Origin of the sequence: Gloeocapsopsis sp. IPPAS B-1203, from assembly GCF_002749975.1 — a bacterium.
Taxonomy (GTDB): Bacteria; Cyanobacteriota; Cyanobacteriia; order Cyanobacteriales; family Chroococcidiopsidaceae; genus Gloeocapsopsis.
In genome coordinates, this window is record NZ_PEIG01000004.1 from 1 (window position 1) to 16,507 (window position 16,507).

Genomic DNA, 16,507 nt, shown 5'->3' on the forward strand with positions numbered 1-16,507 from the left:
CTGATGATGACGTGCTTGATATCGCGAGCAAAGAAGGTTGTCTACTCATTACTTCAGATAAAGATTTTGGTGAATTGGTTTTCCGATTGCAACGGATAACAGCAGGCGTGATTCTAGTCAGGTTAGCGGGGACTTTACTTGATGTGAAAGTAGAATATTATTTCACGCGCGATCGCCACCTATGCTGAACAACTTTCTTGTGCTTTTACAGTCATCTCTCGAAGTTCTATTCGCATTCGCAAACTCCTTTGATCTGATGAGCCATTTCCCGAGCACAATGCCGTAGCGCTACTGGTGTGAGGATGAAAGTCGCTTTGGACTCAAAACAATTGAACGTCGTCGCATCACTGCCCGAGCCATACAGCCTATAAGCATCCATCAGTGGGTGTTTGAGACCTTCTGGCTCTATAGAGCCGTTGAACCCAAAACGGGAGAGTCGTTTTTCTGGGAGTTCTCCCACCTCGATTCGCTCTGCTCTGAGCGCTACCTGCAGTATCTGAGTGAGGCGTATCCAAACCAGATGCATCTGATGCAGGTGGATCGCTCTGGAGCACATACAGCCGTTGAGCTTCACGCTCCAGACAACATTATTCTGCTGTTTCAACTCCCTTATGCACCGCAACTCAACTCCATTGAGCGGTTCTGGCGATGGCTCAAAGACCGATTGGTATGGCAGTTATGGTTCTAATCGAGCGGAATTGATTTGAGAGTTGGAATTTTACCTGCGTCAGTTGAGTTGTTCCATTGTTTCTTCATGCTGCTGAACAAATTGATTCGCTAGCTTTAGCTATCTTTAACCATGAGTTTAAAAATAAAGCTACTCTGATCGGGCATGACACAGGAATTGGTAAAACTCGAATTGTTTGTGGTCTAGCACGATATGCACAGCAGCCAGGACTGACACCAGTTATTGTTACAGCAGATCCCGTACTCTACACAGACATTCTGACAGGGGATGGTGTAGATACAGGCAACAACTTCAACTCGTTGATCGCAAATAACGGAATGAGAGTGAAACTGACCTCGCCAGATGGCACTTTGACCGGATCAAAGAAGATGTCGTTAAGCAAATTAGTGCAGACTTTGCTTTATCTGGAGAAGCTGCACAATCAAACAATCCGGCGTTGGGAGACGCCGACGCAACTAGTACAATTTTTACGAGCGTTTTGCACAACCTTACCGCCGTTACTGCTTTGGGTTTAAAAGCTGAAGAAACGGCAAATGCAGCGATCGCTGACATCGAACAGGGGCGCAAGCCAATTATCATGCTGTTCAACACAATGGAATCGACCATCAAGAACTTCATTGATACGCATAACGAGTTGGCAGATGCACATAATGCTCAATTCCCCGACTCCTTAATGAAGCGGAAAGCGGATCGAAGTTGGCGATGCAATTAATATTAACGCTGGAGAGTTATTCGCGCGCTACCTCGAAAAGTCGCGCACAATCAAGATTACTGAACCCTATCTTGATAAATTAACTGGAAAACAGGTGACACGTTCGCATCGCTTAACTGATGCAGAATTAGGTGAAGCGGGAGTTGCCGCCTTTAATCAGGCTGAAGCCGCGATCGCCTCCGACAGTGCGCTTAGCGCGATCGCCACTGCTGATTGGAGCCAACTACCTATATCGCCGATTGATTATATTAAGCAAAAAATTGAAGCTGCAGGGCATTCAATTGGAGAAATTACCGCACGCACTCACGTCCTTAAATAAGAATCAGCCGCAGAACTCGCGTCTGGGGTTATTACCTATGCCACTAGAGAACATGGCACTGCTCAAAAAAAGTAGGTAATGGACGATTTTCAGAACGGCAGGATAGATGCTGTTATCACTTCTACAACCGGCTATTCTTTGCACGCAGCACGCAACTGTTGCCGATCAGCGGCAGCGAGTTATGTACATGGAAGCATCAGATTGATTTTTTTTGAATATTGAATTTATGAGAGTAACTACCTTGTTGAAGTGCGACAACTTAAGATTCAAGCGGTCTTTACTCTGTCTTGCCTAGGTTTATATAGTGTACTTTTGCTCTTTACACGTCTAATCTAAAGTACAAGTTATATTTGATACTTTCCAGACGTTCTCTTAGCCGTTGTTGCTTTTTATCAAATACTTGTAATATTACTACTGAAAAGTAGAAGATCGATCTTCCTAAAATGCCCAAAGCCAAGAAAAGTAAAGATTTAAAGGCAGTTCGGCAAATTATCTTGTGGATTGTTGCAAATGCAGGTGGAATTGGTAAGACAACGCTGGGCGTTCATTTAGGATATCGACTTGCCCAGTTGGGGTTTAACACATTATTTGTTGACTTAGACACAAATGGTTCATTGGCTCGCTTTTGTGGATTAGAACCAGAACTTGATCCCAGCCTGACAACAGCAGCCTTATTTGATCGAACCTTTGCAGGAGATTATCCAATCCAGACACCAATATGGGGAACTCCACAAGGGAAATTTCAAATTTGCCAAGGTGGTCCAGTAATGATGCAGGTAGGAGTAGATTTACCAACTCGGACTGGACGTGAGTTTGTGTTGAGAAAAACATTGAAAAAATACCCTATTGTTTACGATGTAATCATTCTAGATTCACCAGCATCTTTAGATGTACTAAGTTCCTGTGCCTTAGCTACAGCAACTCACATTTTGATTCCTCTACCAATGTCAGTCAAGTTATCTGGAGTTGATTGGCTGTTGCAGTGGATTCGGGATGAGGCGGAAGCTCTTGATCTCGATCCAGTACCAAAATTGTTAGGTGGTGTTCCCGTACGTGTTGCGAGCAATGCTGACCAGCAGGTGTTTTATAGCGAGATTGGACAAGTGTTAGCCGCACAAGGTATCCCTTGCTTTCCTGGAATTCGATATAGTGCTGAGTTTGAGAATGCATCAAATCGTGGAGTAGCTCCCCTCTATCTTCACCGCCCTAGTCATAATGCGTGCAAGGATTTTGAGCCAGTCATCAACGTATTAACTAAAGAGTTGACACAAACGTAATCTAGATAGAAGATCGATCTTCTAAAAATCAGGAAGAGTTCAATGAGTAAAACACGTCCCAATGTTTCAACTTTTTTATCAGGTAGCAATCGAGCACTGCAGACACAACGGGAATTAGCAGATGCGAAAGAGCAAATTGCTCAATTAGAAAAAGAAATAGAAACAGAACGTCAAGAAATTCAGTCAATTTTGTCAGAACATAAAGTTAGCCAAGCAACTGTCCCTATTGCTCAGATTCTGCATCGTCCCTACCAATCGCGGCGTGAGAAAGAGCCTCAAGCATTTGAAGCACTGATTCAAAGTATTAAACTGTATGGTTTTCGGGGTGCTATATGGGTACAACGTTTAGCGAATGGTCAATTACGACTCATTGCTGGTGAAACACGGTTAGATGCTGCAATTGAAGTTGGGTTAACTGAGATTACTGTAGATATTGTTGAAACTGATGATATTACGGCAGTTAAGCTGTCTCGCATGGAGAACTCTAGACGCAGAAATCTAAATGCGTTAGATGATACTGAAGAAATTTTATATTTGTTGACCTTGGTCTTGGATCAACCACGAGACAAAGTAATATCGCTACTATATAGGTTTAAAAATGCAACAGAAGGAAAATCTTCATTAGATCCAGAGATTCGAGACAAGATTGAATCTGTGTTTCAAGAAGTTGCACCAGAGTTAGGAGTAATGACATATGTAACTTCTCGATTACCGTTACTCAATCTACCTAGCGATATATTGGAAGCTTACAACATGGGAATGTTACAGTACACAAAAGCTGTTGAGTTAGGACGAATTGAGGATAAAATACTCCGCCAAGAATTATTAAGCGAGACAATTGAGCAGGGGTTATCCCTAGCAGAGCTTAAAGCTCGAATTCGTCCTACAAAATCTCCACGCACAGTTGCTGACCGAATAGAAAAGATACGGGAGCAGATTAACAGCATTAACCAGAAGTCTGTTAGCAAGTTATCTAAGCAACAACGACAGCAATTGAAGAAAACAATTGAAGAACTAGAAATATTGCTTCAGGAAAAGCGTAAAGAGCTAGATTGGGACAATCGATTAACTGACAACTAGGCTACTAGAAAAAGACAAAGGAATTGCTAGCGCTTTGTTGTTGAGCAAGACTTTTCTGTACTTGTACTCTTTACCATCTCTTTACATAATAGGCTTACAGAAGCTAATTTATGGAAAACTATATTATTTGTCTTTCAATATCAGTGTATATGCACCTAACTGACCAGGTACGCTTTTCCAGCGCCCTTGTTTAGCACCATTCCAGAGGATTTTGCCAACTTGCGCTTTAGCTTTAGTCAAAGCCTTACCTTCAATTTCCCCATATAATGCTCGTGCCACTTTTTCAGGAGTCAAAACCTCGCTATGCTGTTCTTCTACTATCATTGTCACTGCTGCTGTGAAACTCATGTTTTGATAGCGCGCTAAGAGTTGCTCGTTCGATTTGGTTATTTGCTTTTGTTGGCGAGATTTAGTATCCTGAGCCGGCGAGTTTGATGCAATCAGTTTGAGGTCAATCGTATAGCAACCAGGAGAATCTGGGACTTTCTCCCAAAGTCCTTTTTCTACTCCCTTGCGCAGAGTATCATTCATCCTCAACCTTTCTGCTTTGAGGTCTTGTGGCTCAACTTCTCCATGTACAGCACGAACAATGTAATCTAAGTGCAAAATACTGCCTTCATTTTCCTGCAATAACTGTTCAACAGCTTCAGATTTACTCAAGTGCTGATACTGTGGCAAAAGTGGTGTTTTGAGAAATTGCGATTGTGCTTTGTGCAACTTTGGAGAAGGCAATTGCTGGGGATGCTCCAAGAAAGTAGAATGCTCTGGATCTGGGAATTGAATGGGTGAGTCAGATTCTGAGTGCTGTTGTTCGTCTTGCTGGCGATTGAAAGCCGAGTTAACCACCTCTTTTTGGAGAAAATTTGTAGCAACAGATTGTTCTGAGTGTTCCGGTACTTGCTGTGACGGTTGCTGTTCGCTTTCATGGAGCAATTGGGTTAATACTTCATCAACTAACGTCGGCGAAGAAACCTCGCTATCTCTTGAAATATCAAGATGCTTCGGCTCGACAGTTGAGGATACCTCTGTGCGGGAGGTTTCTCCACGAATAGGAGTGTCCGGTGCTGATTGGATAATCTGAAGCTCGTTGTGCTGTAAGATGAGCTGGTCTGCTAAGAGTGCGTTAATATGCGCAATTTGCTCTTTAGCACTTTGGGCTTTTGAGTGTTGTTGTGCGTGTTGTGTTTGGTAGTGCGCTCGGAGTTGAAGTAGACTTTCCGTCAGTTGCTGTTGTTCGACTAACTGATCCACTAACAAAGCATGAATACGATTAAGTTGTTCAGTTGCATGCGAAATCGCACTGGCGCATTCTTGCACAATTCCTTGATAGCGATCGCGCAGTTCAATGAGGCTATGAATGAAGTGTTGGTTTTGAAGCATTTTTCGCTCTTGAGCGTGGAGTGTCGCTAGCATAATATGGACAGCAGTGTGATACTTCTAACCTATGCCATCTAAGAGAGTTCATGTTAGAGAATACACCGTCAGAGCGCACGAGCGAGTGATTCATACACGAGTGTAACAGATCAGGCACAAACAAGACGGGAACTGGCTTTCCTATTAGGTTGTAATGAATTAACGATATATCGTTTTATGAGTTTTCGCATCTTGATTATGCCTGTTTTCAACGGTTTATTGACCTATTTGCGGCTGAAGAACCAGATAGTCTGAATTTGTTCACTTAGACCAAGCTATTTGTCACATTGCTACGATGTACTAGCACAAAAGGTTAGTATAGAAGGGGAGGAAGACTGAATCGGGAAATATACAGGCAGATCCGTCTCCATGCTAATGCGGCTCTAACTGTAAACAAAAGACGTGAAGTCAAATGACTGCACGAGGAAGAAGCAATGAAGATCAAAGCAATGGCGGAACGATTTCGAGTTCATAGCAGAACAATTCGACGCTGGATAGAGTGCTCAATTCCCGAAGAAAAAGCAGTGCACCATTGCAACCAAAACAAGTAGTGACAGAGGCTGACAAAGAAGCAGTGTTGGCATATCGAGCGCAACATCTGACTGAAGGAGCAAACCGAATTGCACAAGCACTCAAAGCCGAACTCAAGCTGTGGCAGTATCATTATAACTAGACTCGTCCGCATCAAGAGATTGGCAATCAGACTTCAATGCAGGTCTATCGACAAAACTCTGCTTTGCATGCTGCCACTCGCATGCTAACCTCATGTGTCATTACAACTAGTGGCTAGTTCTGTGTCACATCTATAGAACTTAAAGAATTCACGCTTGTTCTAGAAAGTATGTGTAACAAATTGATTGATGTACTCATTCTTGGTGCAGGACCCGCAGGCACTGCGACAGCGATACAATGTGCTCAAGCTGGACTTGATGTCACAATTGTTGAACGCGAACAATTTCCGCGCGATCGCCCTGGAGAAACACTGCACCCAGGAATTGAACCTTTACTACAACAATTAGGTGTTGCTGAAACTTTAACTTCTGACTTATTACGTCACACAGGAATATACGTGCAATGGAATCAATCGCAATTTATCCCCTACGGGAAAGATGATGCAGGCGTATGGCGTGGCTTTCAGATCTGGCGGGCAGATTTTGACGCTGCTTTACTCAACCACGCTAAAAAGTTAGGAGTCAAAGTGCTACAACCGTGCCACGCTAAAGCAATACTATTGAATCATAATCGAGTTGTCGGTGTAGAAACATCACAAGGCGCTTTACATTCAACCTTTGTTGTGGATGCAACCGGAAGTCACCACTGGCTAGCGCGTCAATTAAAATTATCGATTACACATTACACCCCACGCCTGATTGCCCGCTACGGTTACGCTATGGGAGAATGTTCCCAACAGACACCAGCGATCGCCGCAGATAACCAAGGTTGGACATGGACAGCCCAAGTACGTCCCCAACTGTATCAATGGACGCGATTATCCTTCAACCAACCCATCGATAAACACTGGATTCCCCCACAATATACCCAACTGCAACCCTTTTGTCAGCCCAACTCCGCCGATGTCACCTGGCGCATTGTTGAACATCTAGCAGGTAATGGTTACTTCCTCGTCGGTGATGCAGCATCCGTACTCGATCCAGCCGCCTCCCACGGCGTACTCAAAGCAATTATGTCTGGTATGATGGCAGGACACGCGATCGCCCAAATTCTCAATCACACCCAACCCGAACAAACCGCAACTCAAGCCTACAATCACTGGCTACACACCTGGTTCCACCACGACATCCAAAAACTCAAACAACTCTACACTACTCTACCAACCCCTCCTCAGTGGCTCTAATCCTCTGCGTTACGCCTAATAAGGTTCGTTACACAATCATCGCCTGCTGACGCAGACTAGCAATCGTTGCGATCGCATATTCTCCCACGCGATCAATCTCCTCATCTGTATTAAACCGCCCAATTCCAAACCGAACCGACGCATAAGCGAGTTTCTCAGTACGCCCCAACGCCATCAGAACGTGAGAAGGTGCTGTTTTTGCCGAAGAACACGCTGCACCAGAAGAAACCGCCATCACAGGCTGCAATCCGAGTAACAACGCCGCACCATCTACACCCTCTACAGAAATATTCAAATTTCCTGGTAATCTTTGCGTAGGATGTCCATTCAGATGAATTCCAGATTGACTCAAGTGTTGCCACAACTTATCTCTTAACGCAACCAAGCGTCTAGCTTCAGTTTCTTGTTCTGCTAACGCAATTTCTACCGCTTTCGCAAATCCGACAATTTGTGGTGGATACAGCGTTCCCGATCGCATTCCGCGTTCGTGCCCTCCACCATGTAACTGTGGCGCAATTTGTACCCTAGGATTGCGCCGCCGCACGTATAATGCACCAATACCTTTAGGACCATAAACTTTGTGTGCAGTCATTGATAATAAATCAATTTTCATCGCTTGCACGTCTAGCGGAATTTTACCAATTGCTTGCGCGGCATCAGTATGAAATAGAACATTGCGATCGCGACACATTTGCCCAATGTTTGCCAAAGGCTGCAACACGCCAATCTCATTATTAGCCGCCATCACGGAAACTAAAACGGTATCAGGGCGAAAAGCCTTTTCCAACTCAACTAAGTCGATTAATCCATCTTCTTGTACAGGTAAAAATGCAACTTCAAAGCCAAGCGATCGCAAATACTCACACGGGTCAAGCACTGCATTATGCTCAGTTTGGACAGTAATAATATGCCGTCCTTTTTGGAAGTATGCTTCTGCAGCTCCTTTAATTGCTAAATTATTTGCTTCTGTCGCCCCACTTGTAAAGATAATTTCTTCTGGTGTCGCACCAATTGCCTCTGCTAATATATTGCGTGCTTGTTTAACCGCCGCTTCTACTTCCCAACCATAAAGATGACTTGTACTTGATGGATTACCAAAGTGTTCGGTAAAGTACGGTAGCATTGCTGCTAACACGCGCTCATCTACAGGTGTGGTTGCATGGTTATCTAAATAAATTGGGCGATTAGCCATATTCCCTAACTTAATACTTGTCCTATATTTTTTAATATACCGAGAACTTTATATAACTCATTTTCGCGCTTGAGCAGTGTAAACTGCTCGGACAATGCATATTGAGGAATATCTTGTTTCAGTAGCTTGAGAAATATAAATTCGCTACCATTCGTAACTAATCCAAATACTAGGTTTTCTGGATAAGGGTTGCTTAGCATATAAGCTAGAGCTTGCGGTATTGCTGTATACAAAGAAAATACAGTACTTTTTGATTCGATAACAAGTAGCCAAAACTGATGCTTTAAGACTAATACATCAATCCTACCTTTTACGACTTCTCCTTCATCTTCTTGTCTAATTTCTATAGACTCCTCAGTCTCTACATAAAAAGGAGGACGATAAAAGCTTGCTAAATCAAGTAATGGTGATAACACTACCATTTTTACTAATTCTTCAGAAACAGCATGACGCTCAATTAAACTGAAATAGTTTGTTTTTACTCTATCTAGTTGCTGTCTCTCTGGATCAGAAATATTTGGTAAATTTTCAAACCACTCGTTAAAGAAGTTCTCATCAACAGCAAGATGCAAGTTAAACTTTTCTTTTAAGTAATAAAGGCTGATGTTTTGTGCTGAAATGACTTGAACCATAGTTTTTTTAATTTTTATGGTATTTTTCTTAAACAAATGACAGACAAACAAAAAAAGATTTTAGATTATTCATAATAATTAAGCGTTTAAAAATAATTATAATGTTATTTCTCAATGTATTCCAATGTATTCCTTATTTTTCTAACTTAGGCTTTTAAGGATATAATTATTATAGGTTATAAACACTTCAAGCATAAATAGCCTTCTCAAATAATTATATAATCTTTAATCTAAATTATAATTTAAAATATAGAAAAGAGCAGTACCAATGAGTAAAAACCTACGACGTGAATTTGGTAGCCGTGATGAATTAGCTGCCTACTTACGCGAACAATTTCCGGATGCAGCAAAACGCGACAATCATATTTCTCAAATAGTAGGAGGACGAGCATCTGCAGAAGCAGCGTTAGCAAAAATCGATGCAGCACAATACGCTAAGTCACGAAATTTCTTAACAGGTGCAGTAACAAAGCTTTCACCATATATTCGTTATGGAGTTTTGAGTTTAGCTGAAATTCGAGATTATGTTTTGCAAATCCAACATCAAGATGAAGCCACTAAACTCATTAACGAACTCGGTTGGCGTGACTATTGGCAGCGATTGTATGTCAAATTAGGCAATGGTATTTGGGAAGATCAAGAACCTTATAAAACTGGCTATAAAGTTCAAGAATATCAACAAGAATTACCAGATGATATTGCTAATGGAACAAGTGAACGAGTCTGCATTGATAGCTTTAGCCGCGATTTAAGAAAAATTGGCTATTTACACAATCATATGCGAATGTGGCTAGCAGCATATATTGTCCATTGGCGGCGCGTTCGTTGGCAAACAGGAGCAAAGTGGTTTTTAGAGCATCTTTTAGATGGCGATCCAGCAAGTAATAATATGTCATGGCAATGGGTTGCGAGTACATTTAGCCATAAGCCCTATTATTTCAACCGCGAGAATTTAGAAAGATACACTGCAGGAGTTTATTGTCGGGAATGTCCTTTATATGGGAACTGCGATTTTGAAGGTAGTTATGAGGAGTTAGAACAAAAACTATTTCCTCAAGGAGAGTTTAGCAACAATCGTGGTAGTCAAAGTTGGCAACGGGGAAGAAAGGGGCGAAAAGCGCGGGGTTAGGAGTGTGGGAGAGATTTAATTATTGTTCTTTACTACCCGCCTACCCTACTACTCTACTACCCAACTACCCCCCTACTCTCTTACCCAACTACCCGCCTACTCTCTTCCTATCTTTGGGAACCTCGATATCTCATATCGCGTTTTAACACGTAATTTTTGGCAAATTGAGGGATGTCCCCACGATGTCCCATGACAATGACTGTATCGCCGACTTCGAGTAACATCTCGTGTTTGGGGTGAATGACCATTGTACCGTCAGTTTTTCGTAATGCAACAACAATAAAGGCTCCTTTACCTCGAATCTCAATATCACTTACAGTTTGATTTGCTAAGGGAGAATCAGCAGGAATTGCTAACTCATCCACTCGTACATCTATTTCTGCTAAAAGTTCATTTAAAGTGTTGCGTCCGTCATCTTGCTGTAAAAAGTCCATTGCAGCAGGATGCGTAATCATATGTGCCATTCTCTCAGCACCGATCGCCGCTGGTAAAACAACTTGATCTGCACCTGCTAGGCGGAGTTTCTTTTCGGTTGAAGGTAATTCTCCACGGGCAATAATTTGCAAATCGGGGTTAAGTTCGCGGGCGGTTAGTGTGATAAAAACATTAACAGCATCATCAGGAAGTACGGTCGCTAGAGCTTTCGCTCGTTGAATTCCAGCAGCGTGTAATATTGTTTCATCTGCTGCATTACCTTGTTTGACTAAATAGCCTTTTGCTTCAGCTTTAGCAATGCGATCGCCACTGCCATCAATCACAATAAACGGTTGATTAACTCGTGCTAAGCGTCGTGCCAGAATTTCTCCAATGCGCCCAAAACCACAAATAATGACGTGCTGCTGTAGCTTGTCCATTTCGCGTTCCCTGCGTCTAGAATGTAGCGCTTTATTGATTTCACCTTCTGTCACCATCTGCACAACACCACCGACGATAAAAACCACCGATGTATAGCCTGCAACAATGACTAAAATTGTAAATACTCGCAGCGCAGGTGAGGTAATCGGTCGTACTTCGCCATAACCTACACCAAAAATGGTGATAGCTGACATATAAACGGCATCTAGTAAACTCCAGCCCGCAAGAACATACCCCATCACCGCAATTATGATGGTAGAGACAAACGCAATCGCTCCCAGAACAATATTTCTAAACGAGCTTTTCATTCAAATTGAAGTAAATGTAGCGTAATTCTCGTCTACCAGAGCAAAAAAATGTGATTTCAAGCACCATCTAATCAATAACAGCTAATGGCATAATTTTCTAGCTACTGCAAATACTCTTCCAGAATTTAATGAATCAACCGATTATTTGGGTACATGGTGATTGTCTCAGCCCATACAATCCTGCACTAAAAGCTTACCCAGGTGCTCCCGCAATTTGGGTGTGGGACGATGTACTGATCGCAGAATGGCAATTAAGCCTCAAACGCCTAACTTTTATTTACGAATGCTTACTCGAATTACCTGTAACAATCCGACGCGGAGATGTCGCCACCGAAGTGGTTGCTTTTGCTCAAGAACACAATACTAACCTTGTTGTCACCGCAGAAAGTCCTAGCCCGCGCTTCGATACGATTTGTGATGAAATTGAAAACTCGATGTCATTAGAAGTGCTAGCTATCGAACCATTTTTAGATTATGACGGCTATATTGACCTCAAGCGTTTCTCTCGTTACTGGAAAATAGCACAGAAGTATGTATTTGGTAAGAAATGGTAATTGGTAATGGGTGATAGTTGAAATTATATTATTTAATTAAAGCTTATGTCATCTTAAATTGATGATTTTTTCTATACAGATTATTGTGTAATACAAATTCTCCAAACTGAAAGTTTTATTAAGTTAAAACTTACCCATAATAAGCCGATAAATTACGTCATCATGCCAAAAAAATCTGCTTATATTATTACCAATTACCGATTACCATTTACCACCAAAATTATTCGTAATTATTGGCTTCTCACCTACTATGAATGTTCCTCTTAAACAGTATACTAAACTACTAAGTAGCTACTTGAAACCGCAGCAAGGTCGTGTTGCGTTGTTTGCTGTTGCGTTGCTTACAAGCATTGGTTTACAAGTACTTAGCCCGCAAATTTTAGGCTATTTTATTGATACTTCAATTGCTGGTGGATCAGGGCAAGTTTTATTTGGTGCAGCATTACTTTTTATTGGTGCTGCTTTCCTAACACAGTTATTGTCGGTTGTCGCAACCTATTTAGGTGAAAACGTTGCGTGGACTGCGACTAATGCACTCAGAGCAGATATTGTAGAACACTGTATCCAATTAGATTTATCGTTCTATAAATCACGCACATCTGGCGAGTTATTGGAAAGAGTAGATGGTGATGTTAATGTTCTATCGCGTTTCTTTTCGCAGTTGGCAATTCATACATTAGGTAATGCTATCTTGCTACTAGGTATTCTAGTAGCGTTATTTTTCGAGAATTGGTTAGCAGGAGTCAGCTTAACGCTATTTGCGCTCTTTGCCTTGACGATATTATTGGGTTTACATTCTTTTGCAGTAGCACCTTGGACAACTTATTTACAAGTCAGTGCAGAATTTTTTGGCTTTATCGGAGAACACTTAGTCGGAAGAGAAGATATTCGCGCGAATGGTGCGGTTAGCTATGTGATGCGGCGTTTTCATCAAATTTTACAACGCTGGCTGCGAGTTTACCAAAAGGCTCGTTTTACAAGTACAATTCTCTGGTCTACATCAGTTGGTTTATTCACGATTGGCAATGCGATCGCCCTTGGGGTGAGTGCCTATCTCTGGAATCAAAATGCAATTACTCTCGGCAGTGCTTACCTGATTTTTCACTACACTAACTTACTAAACCAACCTATCGAGCGCATCCGCGAAGAACTCGAAGATCTGCAACAAGTCGAAGCAAGTATTCACCGCATCCGCGAAATCTTACAAGTACAGTCGCGTTTAGGTACAGGAGGCGATCGCCCTCTTTCTCAAGGTGCGCTGTCAGTATCTTGCGAACAAGTTTGGTTTGCTTACGAATTAGCACAGCAAACAGCCTCAAACTCCTATCTCACGCCTCAAGAGTGGACACTTCAAGACATCTCGTTTTACCTTCCTGCGGGTCAAGTTTTGGGTATATTAGGGCGTACAGGTAGTGGTAAAACAACATTAGCTCGACTGTTGCTCCGGTTTTATGACGCGCAATTGGGTTGCATTCGTTTAGGGGATGTGGCGATCGCGCAAACACCATTAACAACACTCCGACAACGTGTTGGTTTAGTCACGCAAGATGTGCAACTATTTCAAGCAAGTGTGCGCGATAATCTGACCTTTTTTGATTCCACAATTCCCGACGCCCAAATTTGGCAGACACTAGAACTGTTAGGACTTGCACCCTGGCTGCGATCGCTTCCTGAACACCTCGACACTCAGCTTGATTCTAACGCTGGTGGACTTTCTGCTGGACAAGCACAACTTTTAACTTTTGCGCGTGTTTTTCTCAAAAATCCTGGTTTAGTCATTCTTGATGAAGCATCTTCTCGTCTCGATCCGCTCACCGAAGATTTAATTGAACAAGCAGTAGACAAATTACTCAACCGCTGTACAGGAATTATTATTGCCCATCGCTTACAGACTGTACAACGCGCCGATCAAATCTTAATTTTGGATCAAGGACGCATACTAGAGTACGGCGATCGCCACAGCTTGCTCAATAACCCTCATTCTCGTTTCTCTCAATTATTAAAAGCAGGAACAACAGATTTTTTGGTGTAGTCTGGTGACTAAAGTCACGGCTGAAAAACTAAGTCCACCTGCGCGGACTTATACAAAATAAGCGCTCTATAAACCTTTACTCTCCCGCTGCTTCACTTCTTACATAGCTGCTCTTTCAACCACTAAGCTCTTTTCTGACGTATGATTAATTAATGCAAAATATTAGCATTTATTCTCCTGTGTTCTGATTGTGTTGGAGATTGCTCAATGAGCTTAAAACTTTCAGATGCAGATTGGGGTGAATTGTGGCAAGAAGACACCACGATCACACAATCCGATTTTTCTGAACAAGTCTGCAAATTTTCTGGGCAAATCGGGAAGGGAAGCGATCGCTATATTGCGCTACGCAATGGACTGTACTTGATTATTTGCGATTATCAACTGTGGGAAGATGTAACTTTAGATAACCTATCTTCTTATGATTACCCAAGCAGTCTTTGTATCAGCTTTGTCGTTTCTGGAACGGTAAGAACGATTCATCACGGGCTAACAGACTATGTTTTTGAAGTGCCTGGAAAAAACCACATAGAATTTGTGTCTGAAGGTAGAGAGACTGAAGATTGGTCGGCGGGCGATCGCATTATTAAAATTCGAGTAGGCATCACAACAGAAGCACTACGGACAATGAGTCATGATTCCGTTACTACCTTGCCTAAAGAATTCAAACTACTCGTTGAAGAACAAGAATTACCGCCTTTCTATCGCCTAGAAACAACCACTCCTGAAATGCATATAGCGCTACAACAGATCTTAAATTGCCCTTATCAGGGATGGACGCGTCAGTATTATTTAGAAAGTAAAGCATTAGAATTACTCATTTTGTGGTTAACCCAAGCATCTGAACTTGACAAAACACTGAGATTATGTAGCCTTTCTTCTAGTGATATTGATTGCCTTTATCGAGCAAAGGATCTTTTAACCTGTAACTTAAGGCAACCTCCTTCATTACTAGAACTAGCGCGGCAAGTTGGTTTGAATGACCGCAAGCTAAAGCAGGGTTTTCGTCAAATGTTTGGTACAACAGTTTTTGGCTATTTGCACGATCGCCGAATGCAGCAAGCACAACAGTTGCTAATTGCAGGGCAGATGAATATTAAAGAAACAGCGCGATTAGTCGGTTACGCCAGTCAGAGTTCGTTTAATGCAGCATTTAAGAAAACATTTGGTATAAATCCTAAAGCATTACAACGAGGAGTGAAGCACTAACTGCATATACTGAAGCTAGATGATAACAGCATCAGGAGTAGCACGATGAGTCAAACGGCAACTGGGCAAGTGCGGTGGACGATCGCTGATGTCGATCTGCTAGCAGCAGATGAGTGGAAGCGCTACGAAATCATCGATGGGGAACTATTTGTGACGAGAGCACCGCATTGGGGACATCAGGATACAGCAGGCAATATTCATGCAGAATTACGTACATGGTCACAATCTACTAAACAAGGTAAAGCAGTGCCAACACCTGGAATTATTTTTACGGAGACAGATAGTGTGATTCCAGATGTGGTGTGGATTAGTAGCGATCGCCTTGCTGTGTTGCTTGATGAGGCAGGTCATTTGACAGGCGCACCTGAATTAGTTGTGGAGGTGCTGTCGCCAGGAGTAATAAATGAACGTCGAGATAGAGAAGCCAAACTGAAACTTTATTCGATTCAGGGAGTTCAGGAATATTGGATTGCCGATTGGCGTTTAAAGCAAGTAGAAGTTTATCGCCGAGATAATGCTCAGTTGACGTTGGTGATGACGCTATTGGTTGGCGATGAAATCACTTCGCCATTGTTACCTAATTTTTGTTGTGCGATCGCGCGATTTTTTGTATGAAAGTCTAACACTAAGAAGAGATTGCTATGAGTGCACCTTTAGAAACGCAAATAGGCATGACTCAGTATGAAACAGATTTTGTGACCTGGGTTGAACAACAGGCGGCGCTGCTAAAGGAAGGACGCTTGAGTGAACTAGATGTCACAAATCTCATGGATGAGGTGGAGGAGTTGGGACGATCTGAAAAACGGGCTTTGCGCAGTCAGCTTATCCGAGTGATTAAGCATTTATTGAAACTAAACTACCAACCCAATGCCTTTTACTACCTCAACAGTTGGCGCAGCTCGATAGCCGAAGGACGTACTCAACTCAAACTAATTCTACAAGATTCACCTAGCCTCAAACCCTATCTTGCACAGGTGCTTGCCGATTGTTACCAAGATGCTGTTACTGAGGCAGTCACTGAAACCGGATTAACTAAAAGGACGTTTCCTCAGGAATGCCCCTATTCCCAGGAGCAAGTACTCGATCCGATGTTTTTACCGTCCGATGATACTGTTGAGGATCGCTAACCATGCTTTACCACTTGTTGCCTAAGATTTAAAAAGTCCGGTTGGAACAAAAAAAAGTCCCGTTGGAACAATTTGCGATCGCTCATTGTACGCCGATACCTTGTAAGATTTTTTGCAAAAGATTATCA

The 16,507-nt window shown here is 42.3% G+C and carries 18 protein-coding genes and 1 pseudogene; 15 read left to right on the forward strand and 4 right to left on the reverse strand.

Translation table 11 applies throughout. The annotated features are described in order from the left end of the window. The 7 genes and pseudogenes from CSQ79_RS27545 to CSQ79_RS08220 all read left to right on the forward strand — a co-directional run. Positions 1-188, forward strand: a 188-nt coding sequence (locus tag CSQ79_RS27545; RefSeq protein ID WP_289500874.1) for a DUF5615 family PIN-like protein, incomplete at its 5' end; no start/stop codon positions are given. A gap of 113 nt (positions 189-301) precedes the next feature. Next, a pseudogene (locus tag CSQ79_RS27550) lies at positions 302-688 on the forward strand (transposase); the annotation flags it as partial. A 56-nt stretch (positions 689-744) separates the two neighbouring features. After that, positions 745-1,203, forward strand: a complete 459-nt coding sequence (locus CSQ79_RS08200; RefSeq protein ID WP_099700711.1) for a hypothetical protein — start codon at positions 745-747, stop codon at positions 1,201-1,203. Next, positions 1,167-1,400 carry a hypothetical protein gene (locus CSQ79_RS08205; protein WP_143755439.1) on the forward strand — a complete coding sequence of 78 codons (234 nt, stop codon included), beginning with the start codon at positions 1,167-1,169 and terminating at the stop codon, positions 1,398-1,400. Before CSQ79_RS08200 ends, CSQ79_RS08205 begins: the two co-directional genes overlap by 37 nt. 94 nt (positions 1,401-1,494) lie before the next feature. Continuing rightward, positions 1,495-1,719 (forward strand): hypothetical protein, encoded by a 225-nt coding sequence (locus CSQ79_RS08210; RefSeq protein ID WP_099700713.1) that lies wholly within the window; start codon positions 1,495-1,497, stop codon positions 1,717-1,719. Between the two features lie 443 nt (positions 1,720-2,162). Further along, complete coding sequence (locus tag CSQ79_RS08215) at positions 2,163-2,996, forward strand: ParA family protein (protein WP_099700714.1); 834 nt, start codon at positions 2,163-2,165, stop codon at positions 2,994-2,996. Between the two features lie 42 nt (positions 2,997-3,038). Further along, complete coding sequence (locus CSQ79_RS08220; RefSeq protein ID WP_099700715.1) at positions 3,039-4,076, forward strand: ParB/RepB/Spo0J family partition protein; 1,038 nt, start codon at positions 3,039-3,041, stop codon at positions 4,074-4,076. 123 nt (positions 4,077-4,199) lie between these two features. On the opposite strand, the gene CSQ79_RS08225 is transcribed toward CSQ79_RS08220, so the two are convergent. Further along, positions 4,200-5,456, reverse strand: coding sequence for a hypothetical protein (locus CSQ79_RS08225; protein ID WP_289500876.1), 1,257 nt, complete (start codon positions 5,454-5,456; stop codon positions 4,200-4,202). 565 nt (positions 5,457-6,021) lie between these two features. On the opposite strand from CSQ79_RS08225, the gene CSQ79_RS27555 reads away from it, so the two are divergent. Beyond that, positions 6,022-6,162 carry a hypothetical protein gene (locus tag CSQ79_RS27555; RefSeq protein WP_289500877.1) on the forward strand — a complete coding sequence of 47 codons (141 nt, stop codon included), beginning with the start codon at positions 6,022-6,024 and terminating at the stop codon, positions 6,160-6,162. 168 nt (positions 6,163-6,330) lie between these two features. Then, on the forward strand, positions 6,331-7,344 hold the full coding sequence (locus CSQ79_RS08230) for an NAD(P)/FAD-dependent oxidoreductase (protein WP_099700717.1): 1,014 nt from the start codon (positions 6,331-6,333) through the stop codon (positions 7,342-7,344). Positions 7,345-7,372: 28 nt separating this feature from the next. Here the strand turns inward: CSQ79_RS08230 and CSQ79_RS08235 are convergent, their stop codons facing one another. Together CSQ79_RS08235 and CSQ79_RS08240 are read right to left on the reverse strand one after the other, a co-directional pair. Then, positions 7,373-8,536 (reverse strand): cysteine desulfurase family protein, encoded by a 1,164-nt coding sequence (locus CSQ79_RS08235; RefSeq protein WP_099700718.1) that lies wholly within the window; start codon positions 8,534-8,536, stop codon positions 7,373-7,375. Between the two features lie 5 nt (positions 8,537-8,541). Next, positions 8,542-9,168 carry a type I restriction endonuclease gene (locus CSQ79_RS08240; protein ID WP_099700719.1) on the reverse strand — a complete coding sequence of 209 codons (627 nt, stop codon included), beginning with the start codon at positions 9,166-9,168 and terminating at the stop codon, positions 8,542-8,544. 268 nt (positions 9,169-9,436) lie between these two features. On the opposite strand from CSQ79_RS08240, the gene CSQ79_RS08245 reads away from it, so the two are divergent. Beyond that, a complete protein-coding gene (locus tag CSQ79_RS08245; RefSeq protein ID WP_099700720.1) occupies positions 9,437-10,297 on the forward strand; it encodes an FAD-binding domain-containing protein in 861 nt (286 codons plus the stop codon). Positions 10,298-10,404: 107 nt separating this feature from the next. On the opposite strand, the gene CSQ79_RS08250 is transcribed toward CSQ79_RS08245, so the two are convergent. Next, positions 10,405-11,460, reverse strand: coding sequence for a potassium channel family protein (locus CSQ79_RS08250; RefSeq protein ID WP_099700721.1), 1,056 nt, complete (start codon positions 11,458-11,460; stop codon positions 10,405-10,407). A gap of 128 nt (positions 11,461-11,588) precedes the next feature. Between CSQ79_RS08250 and CSQ79_RS08255 the strand changes: the two genes are divergently transcribed. From CSQ79_RS08255 to CSQ79_RS08275, 5 genes are all read left to right on the forward strand, one after another. Next, positions 11,589-12,014 (forward strand): hypothetical protein, encoded by a 426-nt coding sequence (locus CSQ79_RS08255; protein ID WP_099700722.1) that lies wholly within the window; start codon positions 11,589-11,591, stop codon positions 12,012-12,014. Positions 12,015-12,264: 250 nt separating this feature from the next. After that, positions 12,265-14,046 (forward strand): ABC transporter ATP-binding protein, encoded by a 1,782-nt coding sequence (locus CSQ79_RS08260; protein ID WP_099700723.1) that lies wholly within the window; start codon positions 12,265-12,267, stop codon positions 14,044-14,046. A 207-nt stretch (positions 14,047-14,253) separates the two neighbouring features. After that, on the forward strand, positions 14,254-15,252 hold the full coding sequence (locus CSQ79_RS08265) for a helix-turn-helix transcriptional regulator (RefSeq protein WP_099700724.1): 999 nt from the start codon (positions 14,254-14,256) through the stop codon (positions 15,250-15,252). A 45-nt stretch (positions 15,253-15,297) separates the two neighbouring features. Then, positions 15,298-15,867: a Uma2 family endonuclease gene (locus CSQ79_RS08270; RefSeq protein ID WP_099700725.1), complete on the forward strand. Its 570-nt coding sequence runs from the start codon at positions 15,298-15,300 to the stop codon at positions 15,865-15,867. Between the two features lie 26 nt (positions 15,868-15,893). Then, positions 15,894-16,379 carry a DUF29 domain-containing protein gene (locus tag CSQ79_RS08275; RefSeq protein ID WP_289500882.1) on the forward strand — a complete coding sequence of 162 codons (486 nt, stop codon included), beginning with the start codon at positions 15,894-15,896 and terminating at the stop codon, positions 16,377-16,379. The last annotated feature ends 128 nt before the right edge of the window (positions 16,380-16,507 follow it).